The organism is Luteibacter sp. 9133, from assembly GCF_000800155.1.
GTDB lineage: Bacteria > Pseudomonadota > Gammaproteobacteria > Xanthomonadales > Rhodanobacteraceae > Luteibacter > Luteibacter mycovicinus.
Map to the genome: position 1 here is coordinate 656,140 of NZ_JUHO01000001.1, position 16,067 is coordinate 672,206.

The 16,067-nt window shown below is 64.2% G+C and carries 11 protein-coding genes; 5 read left to right on the forward strand and 6 right to left on the reverse strand.

Annotation, left to right across the window (positions count from 1 at the left end; all coding sequences use genetic code 11):
• Positions 1 to 78 precede the first annotated feature (78 nt).
• Positions 79 to 1,014, forward strand: a complete 936-nt coding sequence (locus tag FA87_RS02650) for an alpha/beta hydrolase (protein ID WP_043692190.1) — start codon at positions 79 to 81, stop codon at positions 1,012 to 1,014.
• A 19-nt stretch (positions 1,015 to 1,033) separates the two neighbouring features.
• Here the strand turns inward: FA87_RS02650 and FA87_RS02655 are convergent, their stop codons facing one another.
• The 5 genes from FA87_RS02655 to FA87_RS02680 form a co-directional block, all read right to left on the reverse strand.
• Positions 1,034 to 1,528 (reverse strand): SRPBCC family protein, encoded by a 495-nt coding sequence (locus tag FA87_RS02655; RefSeq protein WP_043692193.1) that lies wholly within the window; start codon positions 1,526 to 1,528, stop codon positions 1,034 to 1,036.
• Positions 1,512 to 1,925, reverse strand: a complete 414-nt coding sequence (locus FA87_RS02660; RefSeq protein WP_239708951.1) for a metalloregulator ArsR/SmtB family transcription factor — start codon at positions 1,923 to 1,925, stop codon at positions 1,512 to 1,514. The genes FA87_RS02655 and FA87_RS02660 overlap by 17 nt, the downstream gene beginning before the upstream one ends.
• A gap of 1,631 nt (positions 1,926 to 3,556) precedes the next feature.
• The gene (locus FA87_RS19650; protein WP_052191103.1) at positions 3,557 to 4,456 is read right to left on the reverse strand and encodes a restriction endonuclease; all 900 of its coding nucleotides are present in this window, start codon (positions 4,454 to 4,456) and stop codon (positions 3,557 to 3,559) included.
• A gap of 175 nt (positions 4,457 to 4,631) precedes the next feature.
• The gene (locus tag FA87_RS02675; RefSeq protein ID WP_043692199.1) at positions 4,632 to 5,393 is read right to left on the reverse strand and encodes a glucose 1-dehydrogenase; all 762 of its coding nucleotides are present in this window, start codon (positions 5,391 to 5,393) and stop codon (positions 4,632 to 4,634) included.
• Between the two features lie 11 nt (positions 5,394 to 5,404).
• Positions 5,405 to 6,607: an MFS transporter gene (locus tag FA87_RS02680; RefSeq protein ID WP_052191104.1), complete on the reverse strand. Its 1,203-nt coding sequence runs from the start codon at positions 6,605 to 6,607 to the stop codon at positions 5,405 to 5,407.
• Positions 6,608 to 6,688: 81 nt separating this feature from the next.
• On the opposite strand from FA87_RS02680, the gene FA87_RS02685 reads away from it, so the two are divergent.
• The 3 genes from FA87_RS02685 to FA87_RS02695 all read left to right on the forward strand — a co-directional run bounded on the left by FA87_RS02685 (position 6,689) and on the right by FA87_RS02695 (position 9,613).
• Positions 6,689 to 7,612: a LysR substrate-binding domain-containing protein gene (locus FA87_RS02685; protein ID WP_052191105.1), complete on the forward strand. Its 924-nt coding sequence runs from the start codon at positions 6,689 to 6,691 to the stop codon at positions 7,610 to 7,612.
• A 110-nt stretch (positions 7,613 to 7,722) separates the two neighbouring features.
• Entirely contained in the window at positions 7,723 to 9,078 is a 1,356-nt protein-coding gene (gene yjjJ / locus FA87_RS02690) for a type II toxin-antitoxin system HipA family toxin YjjJ (RefSeq protein WP_239708953.1), read from the forward strand.
• Positions 9,079 to 9,145: 67 nt separating this feature from the next.
• On the forward strand, positions 9,146 to 9,613 hold the full coding sequence (locus tag FA87_RS02695; protein WP_043692204.1) for a hypothetical protein: 468 nt from the start codon (positions 9,146 to 9,148) through the stop codon (positions 9,611 to 9,613).
• A gap of 70 nt (positions 9,614 to 9,683) precedes the next feature.
• Here FA87_RS02695 and bamE read toward each other — a convergent pair whose 3' ends face one another.
• Positions 9,684 to 10,049 (reverse strand): outer membrane protein assembly factor BamE, encoded by a 366-nt coding sequence (gene bamE, locus FA87_RS02700; RefSeq protein WP_036116065.1) that lies wholly within the window; start codon positions 10,047 to 10,049, stop codon positions 9,684 to 9,686.
• A 559-nt stretch (positions 10,050 to 10,608) separates the two neighbouring features.
• On the opposite strand from bamE, the gene FA87_RS02705 reads away from it, so the two are divergent.
• Entirely contained in the window at positions 10,609 to 16,044 is a 5,436-nt protein-coding gene (locus FA87_RS02705) for an autotransporter-associated beta strand repeat-containing protein (protein WP_043692207.1), read from the forward strand.
• Positions 16,045 to 16,067 lie beyond the last annotated feature (23 nt).

A 16,067-nucleotide genomic window follows, 5' to 3' on the forward strand; every position in this document is an offset into this window, starting at 1 on the left:
GCCTCGTAAAAGCCAGAAAGCCGACAGGCATTCACCCGAGGCGGCGCCCAGACTCGGAAAAAAACGAGAGGGGACGTCGTGAACATCCGGATCATCACCCTGTTTCTTATCGCGTTTGCCGCAAACGTAAACGCAGGCACCGATGTCTGGCAGCCCACCGCCGGACATACGCAAATACCGTTGTGGCCGAAAGCACCGCCCGCGGCAACGCCTATGCCCGGTCCGGAATATGTCAGGACGAGCACGAAGCCCTTCGGCGGCAAAACGATGGTAACCGTCAGCAACGTGTCGCAGCCCACCATGACGGTCTACGCACCGAAAGGCGAGAATACGGGTGCTGCAGTCGTCGTATTTCCGGGGGGTGGCTTCGAGATTCTGGCCATGGATCTCGAGGGCACCGAAGCATGCGACTGGCTGACGTCCCGGGGCATCACGTGCGTGCTGGTGAAGTATCGCGTGCCGAGTCTGCCCTACGTGGCGGCTTGCGATTGCCGCCCGCACAACCGTGCGCTGTCGACACCGTCGTTGCAGGATGCGCAAAGGACCATGCGACTGGTGCGCTCGCATGCGGCGGAGTGGAAGGTCGATCCGCACAAGATCGGCGTGCTGGGCTTTTCGGCGGGTGGCTTTCTGGTGGCGGAAATCAGCACGGTTTTCGACCGCAAACTATACGCGCCGGTGGATGCTGCCGATAAGGAGAGTGCCCGGCCGGATTTCGCCATGCTGATCTACCCGGGGCATCTCGCCACCGACGACGACAAAGCCAATCCCAATCTTCCGATCACCGCCCATGTGCCGCCGTCATTTCTTGTCCAGGCGGAAGACGATTACACGGACGGCGTGCATCAGTCGCTGGTGTACTATGCCGCGCTGGCCAGGGAGCACGTGCCCGCGGAAATGCACCTGTATGCACAGGGCGGGCACGCGTTTGGCCTGCGCTCGACGAACCTGCCGATCAATGGATGGCCCGCACTGGCCGAAGCCTGGATGCGGACGATCGGTATCACCCACTGAAAACGCATGCGCTGGCGGATCACTCCCCCGCTGCGAGCAACTCGTCCAGCTGCGCGAACTGTTCCGGCAAGCCTTCCGCCGAGCCGGTGATCGCCTCGTCGCGCGCCGCTTCCGTCGGATACAGTTCGTGCAGGGTGACCAGCGTCTTGCCGTCCTTTTCTTCGAACGTCACGGTGGTCAGCGCGCCCTGGTCGCTTTCTTCGTTCGTCCATACGAGCCGCGTGTTCTCAGTCACTTCCTTGTAGGTACCGAAGAACGCCATCGGCTGATCGAAGGCCGGATGTTTGAACACCAGGCGATACGTGCCGCCGGTGCGGATGTCCATGTCGCCCGAGACCAGCGACATGCCGGCGGACTTCGGAATCCACCAGCGTTTGAACAGCTCCGGGTTGCGCCACGCCTCGAACACGAGGTGCACCGGCGCATCGAACGTGCGCGTCACGACGAGCTCGCGGTCGCCTTTGCGTTCCACGGCGGTGCGCTTGCTTGCGGCTGAACTACCTTCGCTTGCCATTGGCCTTCTCCTCGCGTTTAAGGTGGTCGACGATTTCATCCAGCGCGTCGAAGCGCGCGCTCCAGAGTTCGCGGTGCCGCTCGATCCAGGCGGCTTCTTCTTCCAGCTGACGTATCCCCAGCCTGCAGGTGCGCACGCGCCCGACCTTCTCCGTGGTCACGAGCCCCGCGTCTTCCAGAATGCTGACGTGCTTGCCCATGCCGGTAAGGGTCATGTGGAAACGTTGGGCGAGGTCGCTGACCGATGCGTCCGAACGGCCAAGCTGCTCCAGCACGCCGCGTCGGGTGACGTCGGAGAGGGCGGCGAAGGTGGCATCGAGGCGGGCTTGATAGTGAACCATGTGGTTCACTGTATGCCCGTGCAGGACGGTTTGCAATACCTCCGGGGCCTTGGCCACCGCGGTGGCATGGGCCTCCGTCTGGTGCGCCGCTTGCTTGCACTGAGGCACAACGGCACATCCCGCCTAGCAGTCGCCGAGGAAGTCGTAGTGGGTCACGCCGTTCAGGTGTTGAATGCGCGCGCCTGGAATCGCCTTCGCTGCGATATCCACGTTCGGCGCCGCCGGTGCGACGTTATCGGCTGTTCCCGTGGCTGGATGCAAGACGGTGATCGACAGGGTGGGCGAGCCGTCCGCATTGCGCAGCGCGGCGGTGGGTGTGGAGGATCGTTCTTGCTCCCCGACGTCGCGCTGGGTCTTTCATTCGACGGCTGACGGTCGTCTTCATCACCGTGACGTAATGCGATTCTCCGGAAATAGGTTTGGAGCCCGAGCTTGTTCGTCATGGCTTGGGACATTCGAGGCGGAGGGTAGATGCGTCTTTCAGCGCTTAGTACTCGCGACACACCATGTGACCACGCTGAGCATTTCGTCGCCCCAAGTCACTGGCCTCCGAGAATTCGAAAAGCGAAGTGTCTCTGTCCCGGTGCCAGTCCATTTCGGACCAAACGTATTGTGTGTCCCACGAAGCGGGACATCGCATCGACACGTACAGGAATGCACATGTGCCCATTACTGTAAGCAGCAGCAAGAAGCTCCGCCTGTCGATCTCACCAATAAGGGTCGGTAGCATCACTATAGACGCCACTTCAGTCCCGTCTCGGTTGAAAGAGAAGGGGTGGTTATGGCGTTGAGGGGGCTCCATAACGTTCGTTTCGATAACCGGTCTGACGACGCTTTGAAGTTCCGCATAACTCCGAACGCCGACACTACGGTCAGCAGCCAACAGGCTACGTGCGTAGCAAGAGCTAACACGAATAAACAGACGAAAATCACGAATGGCGATAAATCAGTTTGAGAAGCAGTATCGACAGTCCCGTTCCCGCGAGACGCCATAAGAGACCGACATCGCTGAGACGTGTGGGTTTTCGTTGACGGTGGCTGAGTTGCTACATCGGTTGCATTTGGCGCGCTGACGTAGCGGCGTGACCCGTGCAGGAAGCTGGGTCATTACATTTCTCTCATGGAGAGGGTTTGTGGTCAACGACATGTCTGGAGACATTGCCCGCCTCGTCATATACGTCTAATACGCGATGTTGGCCGTCTGCATCGAAGTTTTCAATCGAAAAGATGCGACCCCACTCTGCGGTCATCAGCGTGCCAGCTGGTTTTCCGTTTATATCGATACATGACTTCGAAAGCCCCGCCTCCCCCCATGCCGCATAAACAGTTCTTGCCGGTGCCTTGCAGGCATACCCTTGGTGCTGGTCGAGAACTGACCTGTTATCGCTTTTGGAACACGACGTCATCGAAACGACTACGAGCATGAGAGCAATTATCTGCGTTTTCATTTGTATGGGTCGGATAGATAGGGTCTCGGGATGGGAAGTCCTACTGGTTTCCCGGATTTGCACCCGCTTGCGCGGTGCCCATGCCAGCGTCTTGGGTGTCTGTCTTGAGCCAGTAATGATCAATCGGCCCGAGCTTTCCATCAAACGCTGGGTCGCGGCAAGCCCACACGGCCAACCTGACTTAAGACGTTTGGAGATGACCGTACACGCGCCGGGCCGGGTGATGGAATGTGTTGCGGGTCACTGGGTGCCGAGCTCAGGCGTAGTCTTCTCCAGAATCTTCATGGCCTTCGCGTTCTCGCTTTGCCAGGTCGCGATCTCGGCCTCGGAGGTCGGGGTCGATCCGGTCACTACCGGCGTGCCGTCGGGCCTCGTGATCGCGGGCCGGGGCGCGGCGGTCGGCTGGGTCATGGTCGCGTAGCTTTGGTGCGACACCACGGGTGGCGTGGCGAGCCTGGATGAGTAGTAATCGCTCGGCCGCGTCGCGTAATGCGGCGTCGGTGCATTGGCGCTCGCATGGGTGTTAGCTGCGCCCTGCGAGGTCGACCGGATGAGCGATTTGCCCATGTTGTCGAAAATGCGCGGGATGGACAGATAGCTGAGAAGGAGCACCGCGACCACGGCGATAAAGGCGACGATCGGCGTGCTGGACGTGGGTCTGCCACGCCTGCCATGCGCGTCGCCAGCCATCACCCAGCTCGGCCTGTCATCCAGCGGCGGCATGTCCACCTCGGGAATCGGCCCGAGCATGCTCCGTATCTCCGCACCACCGATCAGCTGGATCGGCATGAACTTCGCCGCTGACCGCATGGCGTGATCGGTGAACTCGCCGGAGGAGATCAGGATGGCGCGCTGTGCACCCTCCGTGTGCATCACGCCGATCAGTTCATGCACCGCGTTATGCGGCACCTGTCCCGTGTTCCAGTGCTTGCACTGCACGACGATGTATTCGCCGTCGCGGTACAGCTTGAGGTCGATACCGCCATCGGCCATGGCGTAGCCAACACCCGTGCCGGAGTGATCCACCCGGTAGCCTTGCCCACGGTAGTACTCGGCGACGCGTCGCTCGAAGTCGTCCCAACGCACCTGGGTGAGCGGGTCGCTCCAGCGCGAGCGGACGGGTTTCCAGCGGCGGCTCATGGGCCTGCGCCTGATCTGTTCAACGCCATGTCTTCCCCTGACGTCCGGGTGTCGAAGGTTTCGCGCACGGTCCGGGCGTTCCGGATCGATGGTACTGAGGCGGCGACGCGGTGGGCAATGATCATGTATGCCGATTCGGCCCGGTACGCCGGGACCTGGTGTCGCGGGCTGCAGCTCACTTGCCGCCGGTCACGTCCAGAAAGGTGCCGGTAATGAATGAGGCCTCGGCACCTGCAAGCCACAGGATCGCGCGCGCCACCTCGTCGGGCTGACCGCCACGCTTCATCGGTATGGATTCCTTGACGCGGTCCACTCGTCCCGGCTCGCCACCGCTGGCGTGCATGTCCGTGTAAATGTGTCCGGGGCGCACGCAGTTGACACGGATGCCCTCGGCGGCGACTTCCCTGGCGAAGCCAGTGGTGAAGGTCTCGAGCGCACCCTTGGATGCCGCGTAGTCGACGTACTCGTTCGGGCTGCCCAGTCGTGCGGAAGCGGACGAGACGTTGATGACGGATCCGCCCCGGCCGCCGTAGCGATGCGACATCCGTCGTATGGCGTGTTGCGCGAAGAGGATGGGGCCGATCGCGTTGACCGCGAAAATGCGCTGCATCCGGTCGAAGCTCAGATCCTCCAGACGGGATTGCTGCGCGAGAACGCCTGCATTGTTTACCAGCACGTCGATGCGACCGAACTCGCGGTCGATCGCGGCGAAGAGCCCGTCGATCTGCCTGGGATCGGCGCTGTCCGCGCGGACGGCCAGCGCGCGACGTCCGGCCGCTTCGACATCGGCAACGACGGCGAGTGCCGCGGACTCATCGGAGACGTAGGTGATCGCCACATCGTAGCCCTGGGCGGCGGCCAGTCGTGCCGTGGCCGCGCCGATGCCCCGGCTGCCGCCGGTGATCAGGATGAGCGGTGCCTGCGAATCGTCAGTCATGGTCGAAACCCTTATGTCGTGGAAGCGGTGGCGCGCAGATGAGGTTTCAGCAACATCACCAGCGGCGCAATCAGGGCGGCGGTCGCGGCCGAGGCGAGGATGCCGATCGTCTGATTGCTGTGATCGGCGATGGCGCCGTACAGGATGGGCGCGGCGCCGCCCGAAACGACAACGCTCGTGTAGAACACCGCGAACGCGCGACCGGTGTCACCGTCGGAGAGCTCCGGCACGGTCCCGTAAAGCACCGATGATGTGCCATTGAGCACGACACCGAGCAAGGGCAGCACGATGAGCGTAGGTATCAGCGGTGTGAGCAGCGTCGCGGCCATCAGTGCGGCCGTGGCGACCTCGGTCACGATGACGCTCCCGACCACACCCAGTCGCTCACCCAGCCATCCGCATGTCGCCTTGCCCAGCGCGCCACCGATAAAGAGCAGGGCCAGCGCGACGCCCACGGTCGGGGAGTTGCCGCCCTTGGCATGAATCAGAAACGGAAGGAACAGCAGATAGCCCATGCGGGTCGCCGTATCCAGCGCGCCGATGGTCGTCAGGATGCCGAAGCCGCCACGGCCGTGACCACGTTGCGTCTTTGCCCTGGCGCGTGCGATCACGGGAGTCTTCGGCGCCCAGGACCTCAGTCCCAGCGCGACAACGATGCCAAGCAGCGCCATCAATCCCAGCACGGGGCGCCAGGCGAGCACGGGCAACGTCACCGCGACAAGCGCCGGCACGATGGCCTTACCGAGGTCGCCGGAAAAGTTGTACATCCCCAGCGGTCGTCGCGATGCGTCGCCGTAGCTGTCGGTGACGAGCATCGAACCGCGTGGATGCTGGATGCTCGAACCCACGCCCGCCACGACGAGGCCGACGCAGAGTCCCGCGAAGCCGAGCGGCAGCGCCATGATCAGAAATCCCATGGCCGCGGTGACGGTCGCAAGTATCAGTGCGGACCGGGCCGATACGCCACGCAGGGCGCGATCGGCGGGAATCTGCAGGCCACCCATGGTGCCGTAATAGAGCGCGCGCACCAGGGCCAGCGCCGCATAGGACAGACCGAACTGCGCCTGCCACACGGGAAGAAAGGCATAGAGGCCGTCGGTATAGCCGTCATGCAGTGCGTGGGTAAAGCACGCGGCCAGCAGGTTGCGCGAACGGGGCGCTTGGGGTGTGCGTTCGCCGTCGAAGGTGACGGGGAGGTCGGTCGAGGCTGCCATGCGGCTATGCTAGATAAGCGAGAAATAATCAACAAGACAACCATGACTCACCTTATGCGTGAGCATAAATCACGGATAGCCATGCGCAACCTGCCACCTCTCCATTCTCTGAGGGTCTTCGAAGTCGCCGCCCAGACGGACAGTTACGCCGACGCGGCGGCGGAACTCGGCGTGACTCACGGTGCCGTCAGCCGTCAGATCGCGGTGCTGGAAACGTGGCTGGGCCAGAAGCTCTTCGTCAAGGACGGTCGCCGCATGGTGGCGACGCCGGCCGCGAGGCTGTTCGCCGCCGAGATCGGCCTGTCGTTCGATCGCCTGGTGGTGGCGGCCGAGGCGTGCGGACAGCCAGGCGCACGGCGCATCGTGCGCGTCAGCGCGCCGACCAGTTTCGCGATGCGCTGGCTGATCCCCCGGCTCGGTCGCTTTCACGCCGGGCATCCGGACACTGAAGTCGTTGTCACCACGGTATCGACGCTCTTCGAGGAACTGCGCGGCGGCGTCGATGTGACGATTCGGCGTGGGCCTGGGCGCGATCGCCTGTTGCCTCAGCATCGTGTCGTCCCCGTGCTGGATGACGTCGATACGCTGATCATGAGCCCCACCTTGTTTGCCCGCCAACCCGTGCTGAAACCGTCCGATATCCAGGGCCACACGCTGTTCGCCACGGAGACACGACCGGGCGACTGGCGTGACTGGCTCGAGGCCGCCGGTGTACATCACCTCGCAGGACTTCCGCGCCAGCGCTTCGATCATTTCTTTGTGACCCGCCAGGCCATCGAGGATGGTCTGGGTATCGGCATCGGGCCCTTGCCGATGCTGGAGATGGATGTCGCCAACGGACGGCTGATGACGCCGCTGGCGGATATCCGGGTGGTGCGGACGGGGTATGTCGCGATCGTCGGGCGGGAGTCTGACGAAGGTGGCTCGGTCAACCGGTTTGTCGAATGGCTTGTGGGGGAAAGGCCGACGACGATACTCGCCCAGGTTCAGCCATCAAGCCTCTGAGAATCTATTCAACATATGGACGCATGAAGTCTATAGTTAATTGATTTATAGAGATTTTGACAAAAAGTATCTATTCAAGTATCTATTCAGCGATGGCAAAGCCTGCGCCCATGACCGAGACCTTGATCAACGTGCTTCGTCGGCGCGGGCCACTTAGCGCGAGAGATCTGGGCGAGGCACTCGGCGTCAGCCAGCCGACGATTTCCCGGTTGCTCGACACCAGTGGGGCGGAGGTGACGCGTTTTGGTCGAGCCAGGCGTACGCGTTATGCAGCACGGCGCGATGTCCGGGGTCTCGGTTACGAGTGGCCGCTTTTCCGAGTCGATGCGCAAGGTCGACCTCACGAGTTTGGCCTACTTGCGGCGCTGCACGGCGGCGGATGTCTTCTGACAGGGGCCACTCCGGTGTGGTTGCGCGACGAGTTCGTCGATGGGCTGTTTCCCGGTGTGCCCTGGTTCCTCGACGACCAGCGGCCACAAGGATTTCTTGGCCGCCAGTTCGCGCAGCGCTGGTCGCGCGAATTGGGACTGCCCGCCGATGTGCTGCTCTGGGACAACGACGCGGTACTTACGGCGTTACTCCGTCACGGCGAGGATGGTCCGGGAAATTTCATTCTGGGCGAGGCTGCGCTCGAGCGTGCATTGCAAAGTGAGTTCGACGTCGTTGCCGAGGAGACTCGATGGTCTCGTTACGGTGACATGGCTAATGTAGCCATCGCCGGTGAAGCCGTCGGATCATCGGCGGCAGGCGAGCAGCCCAAGTTCACAGCCACGGTGATCGACGCGGAAGGTGCCACCCGCCACGTCATTGTCAAGTTCACCGAGCCGGTGGAAGCCGGTGCTACGGCACAGCGCTGGGCTGATCTCCTGATCTGCGAGCACCTGGCTGGCCAGCTCCTGGCCGAGCAAGGCAACGCCAGTGCGCCTACCGAATTGATCTGGTCGCAAGGCCGCCTTTGCCTTGAAGCGACCCGCTTCGATCGCATAGGCGCCTACGGGCGGCGAGGCTGCGTCAGTCTGGCGGCGTGGAGCGATGCGCACGACGGCAACCGCGACGACTGGGCCACTGCTGCCAGGCGCATGCATGAAGCTGGGTGGATCGACGACGCATCGCTGGCGCAGGTTCGTCAGCGCTGGTGGTTCGGCCGGCTGATCGGCAACACCGACATGCACTTCGGTAACCTCTCGTTCTTCCTCGATGACACGCTGCCAATGGCGGTGACACCGAGTTACGACATGTTGCCTATGCTATATCGGCCTGCTTCAAATGGCGCCATACCACCCCGCGTCTTCCAGCCCGCTGTGCCGAGTCCGGGGGATATGACGTACTGGCTGTGCGCTGCACGCTGGGCTGTGATCTATTGGACGCGTGTTAGTCAGCATGCGGAAATCAGTGAGGGATTCCACGATATCGCCAAGGCAAATATCGAAGCGATAGCCCGCCTGCGCGAGCGCTTCGATACCTGACATCCGTAGTGATCGGCGCAGGCCCTGCTGCTAAAGTTTTTCCCTGCCCGCACTCAGGACCCTCGTTATGGACAACATCGAACGCTTCGACACCGGTGTCCCGGCCACCGCGTTCCGCCTGTCCTGGGTAGCCTATGTTCGTCCCGTCGTGACCCTCGCTGCCGCGCTCGTCATCGCCTGGTTCCTCCCCGTGCTGTATCGGTCGATCCTTGCGGTGCTGGCGTTGGCCTGGTTCGTGTACTCGGTCATGGAGGCAAGAGAGGTACGCCTCTTCGTCAACGACGACGGCATCTGGGTACGCAGCGGCATCCTTCCCTGGAACCGCGGCGTCAGTGGAGTGAAGTGGCGTGACCTGGACGAAGCCTCGTTTCATACGGGCTTTTTCAGCTGGGCCGCCAGGTCCTATCGGGTGCGGATCGGTCACCGCTTTACGAAGAGCAGTGAGATCCTTCTGATGCACGTACACGAAGGCAATCGTGCGGTGGCGGAAATCAATGGGATTCATCGTGCAAGGATTTCGCGCGGGCACGAGTGATCGCCGCAGGAAGCTTTGACCGGCTTTGATCGCTGCCCGGCGAACCGCGGCTCACCGGACAGCGAACGACTTACATGCCCGCGGCATCCAGCAGAGCGTTACCGCTTTGTCCCGCGCTTCCGCTCGTCTTGTAGGCATTGAGAAGAATGCCCTTCTTGTCGAATTCGAAGACAGCGTCTTCGTGCTCGTTAGGCTGGAACGGCATGGCGGCGATACGTGTGAACGTATAGTTCCAGACTTCCTTGCCCATCACCTCGGACTTCTTTGGCGGCTGGCCGATGGCGGCGATGACGTCTTCTCGGCGGGTCTTGCCTTTGGTGAAGGAGTTCAGGGTCTCCTGGCTGATCTGGGTGCCCGTTTTGTGGTCGAGTGCGCTGCATCCGGCCATGGCGGCGACGGTCAGGGCTGCGACGGCAAAAGCTCCAGCGATCTTCATATGAGTTCCTCTCATGGTCTTGCGTGGGGATATCGTCAGCTGACGACCGCCCATTGTGCGTTGGCAAGAAACCGTTTGGGGCTGTCTTCACGCATTTTCAGACTAGTCCTATGCCGCTGCGCGGACGCGGCCCCGGCATGCGGGTTCTCCGACATCGACGACGTCAACTCCTTATTTACATTCCGCACCGCTTCCCGGTAGCCTCTCTTCCGCCCAAAACCATGGGCTACCTCATTTGCGCCACCGGACGGAGCAGTCAGTTGTTGAAGGTCAGGGATCCCCGCCGCCATTGCGCGGCGCAGGCTGCAAGCTCCACACGCGCCAAAGCTCATATCCATGAATCGCGACGTTTCTCCGTGCGAGGCGCATCTCTTTGCGACGCACGTGGACCGCTGGCGCGTGCCCGTGTGAAAGCACTTCGCGAACTACGTCACAGTTTCTGACAGGCACATCAGGGAGGCCACCGCATGGATGGCGGACGCATGTGTCTGTTTCCAAAGATCGACAATCATCGGTTGTGCTGCCCAGGCCAGCCACGATATCTCCAGGGGAACATCGAATGAATCGCACTTACCGTCTCGTATGGAACAGAGCCCTGCGCGTTGTCCAGGTCGCTTCGGAACTCTCGTCGAGCGAGGGCGCCGCAGCGGACGGCACGAATGCCGCGCCGCCGCGGATGACGCGTCTGTTCAGCGCGTTGCTGGCAGCCGGCCTTTGCTTATCGTCTGCCGTGGTCTTCGCGCAGAACGCGGCGCCTGGCGGCTCCGGCAACTCCGCGGCGGCCGGAACGGTCCTCTCGGGCGCGGGCGGCGCGGGTAACGGGACGGGCGGGCAGGCGACGCATGTCGATTCGTCCTTCGACGCGAGCGTGATCGACGGCGCATCCGCGAACAACGGCGTGGGTGGCTCGGGCGCGTCAGGCATCGACGACCCCGAAGGGGCGACAGGCGTGGGTGGCGCGGGTGGTGCCGTAGGCGCGCCCGGCACGGTGATCGTCGGCGGACGCGGCGGGGATGGCAGCACGGGCCATGCCCCGGGTGGCGGTGGCGGTGGCGGCGCGGGTGTCTATACCACGGCGACGAGCTACAACGTTTCCGCTACCACCATCACGGGCGGCGCGGGCGGCCATGGTGGCGGGCAGGATCTGATTGCCGGTGGGGCCGGGGGCGGTGGCGGTGGGGCCGGTCTGGTGTCGGGCGTCGCCAGCGGCTTCGTTCTCAATCTGTCAGCAGGGCAGTCGATCACGGGCGGTGCCGGCGGCGCGGGTGGCGCGGGCAGCACCACCGGCGTCTCGGTCGGTGGCGGTGGTGGCGGTGGTGGCGACGGCGTACTCATCACGGGTACGGCGGGTAAGGTCACCAATGCCAATGGAGCCACGATCACAGGCGGCGTGGGCGGCGCCGCCGGTGGGGGCAATTCGGCGTCGGGCGGCAGCGGCGCGTCCGGCGCCGGTATCCGTGCGCTGGCCTCGGGATTGCACGTCACCAACAATGGCACGATCGCCGGTGGTGCGGCGACCGGCAACGGCGCGGCGGGCAACGCGATCGTGACCCAGGACAGCGCCGACATCGAGAACTACGGCACCCTCGCGGGTGGCGCGTTCACCGGCGGCCATGCATCGGCGGTGCTCTTCAACGGCGCCGGCAATGTGCTGGGGCTGCACGCGGGTACCGTGATTCAAGGCGCCATCGAGCTTGCCAGTAACGCGAGCGCCTCGATCGTCGCGGATGCCGCCGTATCACTGAATGGCGTCACGCTCGACGGCGGCACGGCCGACGTCGTCTTCAACGCGACCAACGGCGGCTCGATCGACCTCGGTGGCGACCTTACCGGCACGGGCAACGTCCGTAGCACGGGCGTGGGCAGCCTGACGCTGGACAACGTCAACCTTACCGGCTCGCTGGCGCTGAGCCACACCGGCGGTACCCATACCGCGGGCACCGTGCAGACGACCGGCGCGCAGACCTACCTCGGTGGCGTGACGCTGGACGGCGCCACGCTGTTTTCCAGCGCCTCGAACATCGGCTTCAACGGCGTGACCGCCGGCACCGACGCCCTCAGCGTCACCGCCGGTGGCACGATCACCGCCAGCGGCGTGGTCACGCTCGGTGGCAGCAGTGTCTTCACCGCGCTCGGTCATGACATCACGATGACCAACGCGGGCAACCGCTTTGCCGGACTGCTGACCGCGACGGGCCGCAATATCGCCATTGCTTCGAACAGCGCGTTATCCGTGGGTCCGGTCAGCGCCACGGGCAATGTCACGCTGACCGGCACCGCCATCACGCTGCAGAACGATCTGCAGGCGACGGGCACGCTGACGCTCACCGGTGACAGTGTCACGCAGACCGCGGGCGGCGTAGTGGTCGGGACCCTGACGGGCAGCACGACCGGCGACTTCGTCCTTGCGAGCACCAATAACGCCATCGCCACGCTGGGTAACCTCACGGCGCAGAACGCGACGCTTGCGGGCGCCACACCACTCAACATCACCGGCACGGTCAACGTGCAGTCCCTCGCGTTGTCGTCGGCCGGCCGCTCGGTGCTGACCGGTACGCTCACGTCGACCGGCAACATCACGCTCCAGTCCGGGACGGAACTCGCCGTCGGTGGTGGCGGGACTACCGGTGCGCTTACCGGCAACGTGGTGGACAACGGCACGCTGTCGTTCAACCGTTCCAATAACGTCAGCTTTACGGGCGATCTCAGCGGCGCGGGTGCGCTGGTGAAGAACGGCGCGGGCAAGCTGTTGTTCGACGGCGACGGCAGCGGCTTCACGGGGAACACCACGGTCAGCGCCGGCAGCCTGATCGTCGGCAGCGCGGGGAACAGCACGGCGGTGCTTGGCGGCCCGACCGGCGCGGGTGCCGGCGTCACGGTCAATGGCAGTGGCACGCTCGGTGGCCACGGCACCATCGCGACGAACGTCGACGTCCTCTCGGGCGGTACGTTGTCGCCGGGCAATTCCGTAGGAACGCTGACGGTCGACGGCAATCTCACCCTCGAGCAGGGCAGCACGTTGCAGGCTGAGTTTGGTGGGCTGGGCTCGGGCGACCAGGTGGTCGTGTCGGGCAACCTCGCTCTCAACGGTGCCACGCTCAACGTCGTCGATGCCGGCGGCATGACCAACGGCGTCTACAATCTTTTCAGCACCGGTGGCACGCTCAGCACGAGCAACGGCGGTCTGGTGCTCGGCACGACGCCGGCGGGCCACCCGCTGACGCTGCAGTATCTGACCAGCTTCGGCCAGGTGAACCTGATCGATAACTCGACCTCGAACCTGAGCTTCTGGAACGCCAACGGCCTCGCCTCCGCTACGCAGATGGGCGGCGGCACCGGCGTCTGGTCGACCACCGCGCCGAACTGGACCGACGCCACTGGCACGCAGCCGAACGGTCAGATGTCGCCGCAGCCGGGCTTTGCCATCTTCGGTGGCGCCGCGGGCACGGTCACGGTCGACGGTACGCCAGGCCAGCTCCAGGCGACGGGCATGCAGTTCCTCACCGACGGCTACACGCTGACCGGTGACTCGGTACAGCTGCTGACCACCGATGGCACGACGCCGATCATCCGCGTCGGCGACGGTACGGCCAGCAGTGCGCCGTACACAGCGACGGTGTCCAGCGTGCTGACGGGCAACCAGGGCCTGGAGAAGGCTGACGCGGGTACGCTCGTGCTGACCGCGGCCAATACGTATACGGGTAACACTGTGGTTTCGGGTGGCACGCTTGCCGTCTCTGCCGATAACAACCTGGGCGATGCCGCCAATGGTGTGACGCTTCAGGGCGGCACGCTGGGTATTACCGGCACGTCCTTCACCACGACCGACCGGGCGCTGACTCTCGCCTCCGGCACGGGCGGCACGCTGGCGGTCGCCGATGCGGGCAACGTCTTCAACTGGCACGGCGGCATCACTGGCGCGGGTACGCTCACCGTGCAGGGCCCGGGCACGCTGCTGCTCGATCATGCCAACAGCTATACCGGCGACACCGTGGTCAACGGCACGCTGCAGCTCGCCGCGAACGGCGCCATCGGCACCGGTACGCTGGTGCTTAATGGCGGTAGTCGCGTCGCGCTATACGCGCCCGGCACGACGCTGGCCAATTCGGTCGTCGTCGGCGGCGAGACCACGCTCGACACCGGCGCGGGCACCGCCACGCTGACCGGCGCGGTGTCGTCCGCGGCGGGTAGCGACACCTCGCTCGACATCGTGCACAAGACCGGCACGGGCACGCTGTTGCTTGCGAACGCGTTCTCGCTGGGCGCCGTCAATATCGACGCCGGTACGCTGCAGATCGGCAACGGCGCGACCAGCGGCAGTCTGGCGGGTAATGTCGTGAACAACGGTGCGCTGGTTTTCCAGCGCGCCGACAACACGAGCTTCGGCGGTGTGCTCAGCGGCGCGGGTACCGTCAGCAAGCTCGGCGCAGCCAATCTGCAGCTCACCGGCGACAGCTCGGCATTCGCTGGCTCGACCACGGTGAGCTCGGGCAGCCTCCAGGTCGACGGCTCGCTCGGCGGCTCGCTCACCTTCGCCAGCGGCACGACGTTCACCGGTAACGGCACCGCGGGCAACGTCACCTTGCAGAGCGGATCGATCCTGTCGCCAGGCGGTGCGGGCATCGGCAAGCTCGCCACCGCGGGCGACCTCACCGTCGCCGCCGGCACGCAGTACTCGCTGGACCTCGACAATACCGGCCATAGCGACACGGTCAGCGTCGGCGGCAAGGCGACGCTGCAAGGGGGCTCCGTCGTCAGCCTTGCGAGTGCCGCAGGCAAGTGGAGCCCGACCGCGACGTACACGATCCTGACCGCCGCCAACGGCGTCAGTGGCACGTTCAGCAATGTGTCGAGCAATCTCGCGTTCCTGACGCCGCAGCTGGCGTACACCGCCAACGCGGTAAACCTCACGCTGATCCGTAACGACATCCTGTTTGCCGACATCGGTGCTACCCGCAACCAGAAGGCGACGGCAGCGGCGATCGAATCGATCGGCGAAGACCAGCCGGTGTTCGACACGGTGGTGAAGCTCGACGCCGCTTCGGCACGTCGTGCGTACGACCAACTGTCGGGTGAAATTCACGCCAACCTGCAGGGTGCCATCGCGGACGACGACCGTTACAAGCGCGAAGCGATCAACCAGCACCTGCTGACCCAGTTCGCCGATGAAACGGAAGACTCGTTCGCGACGTGGGCGTCGGCATGGGGCCATCGCGGCCACCATGAAGAAGACGGCAACGCGTCGAAGCTGGATGCCAGCGGTAGCGGCGTCTTCGTCGGTGCGGACAAGGGCATCGCGGATCGCTCGCGTATCGGTGTGGCGCTCGGCAGCGGTCGTGTCTCCGCGGATGCGCGCGACGATTCCGCGAGCGGCAATACGCTGACGGCGGCGATCTATGGCGGCGCGGACTTCGGCGACGTGATGCTTCAGGCCGGTGGCATCTACTCGCGTTACGACATCGACACGCATCGCACGGTCGACGTGGATTCGCTGGCCGGTCGCCTGAGCGGCACCACCAAGGCGCACTCGCTGCAGGGTTTCGTCGAAGGTTCGTACGAGTTCCGTTGGGACAGCGGTGCGCTGGCACCGTTCCTCAACATCGCCCAGCAGCAGCTTCGCACCAACTCGTCCGACGAGCGCGGTTCGGACGCCGCCCTGCACGTGATGGGCAGCAAGAGCGACCTGACCTACGGCACCCTCGGCGTACGCGGGCGTAAGGACTTCGGCGAAGACGGCCGCTTCGGCATCTTCGGCAGCGTGGGCTGGCAGCACGCGGCCGGCGACACCGACACGAGCAGCAAGCAGCGCTTCCTCGAAGGCGGCAACGCGTTCCAAGTGATGGGCACGCCGGTCGGGAAGAACGCGGGCGTGGGCGTCTTCGGTGTCCGTTTCCTCGCGACGCCGACCGTCACCATCGATGCCTCGTGGAATGGCCAGTTCGCCAGCGAGGCGAAGGACCAGTCGGCTCGCCTGGCACTCAACTGGGTGTTCTGATCGAAGGCCCGGGCCACGTTTCG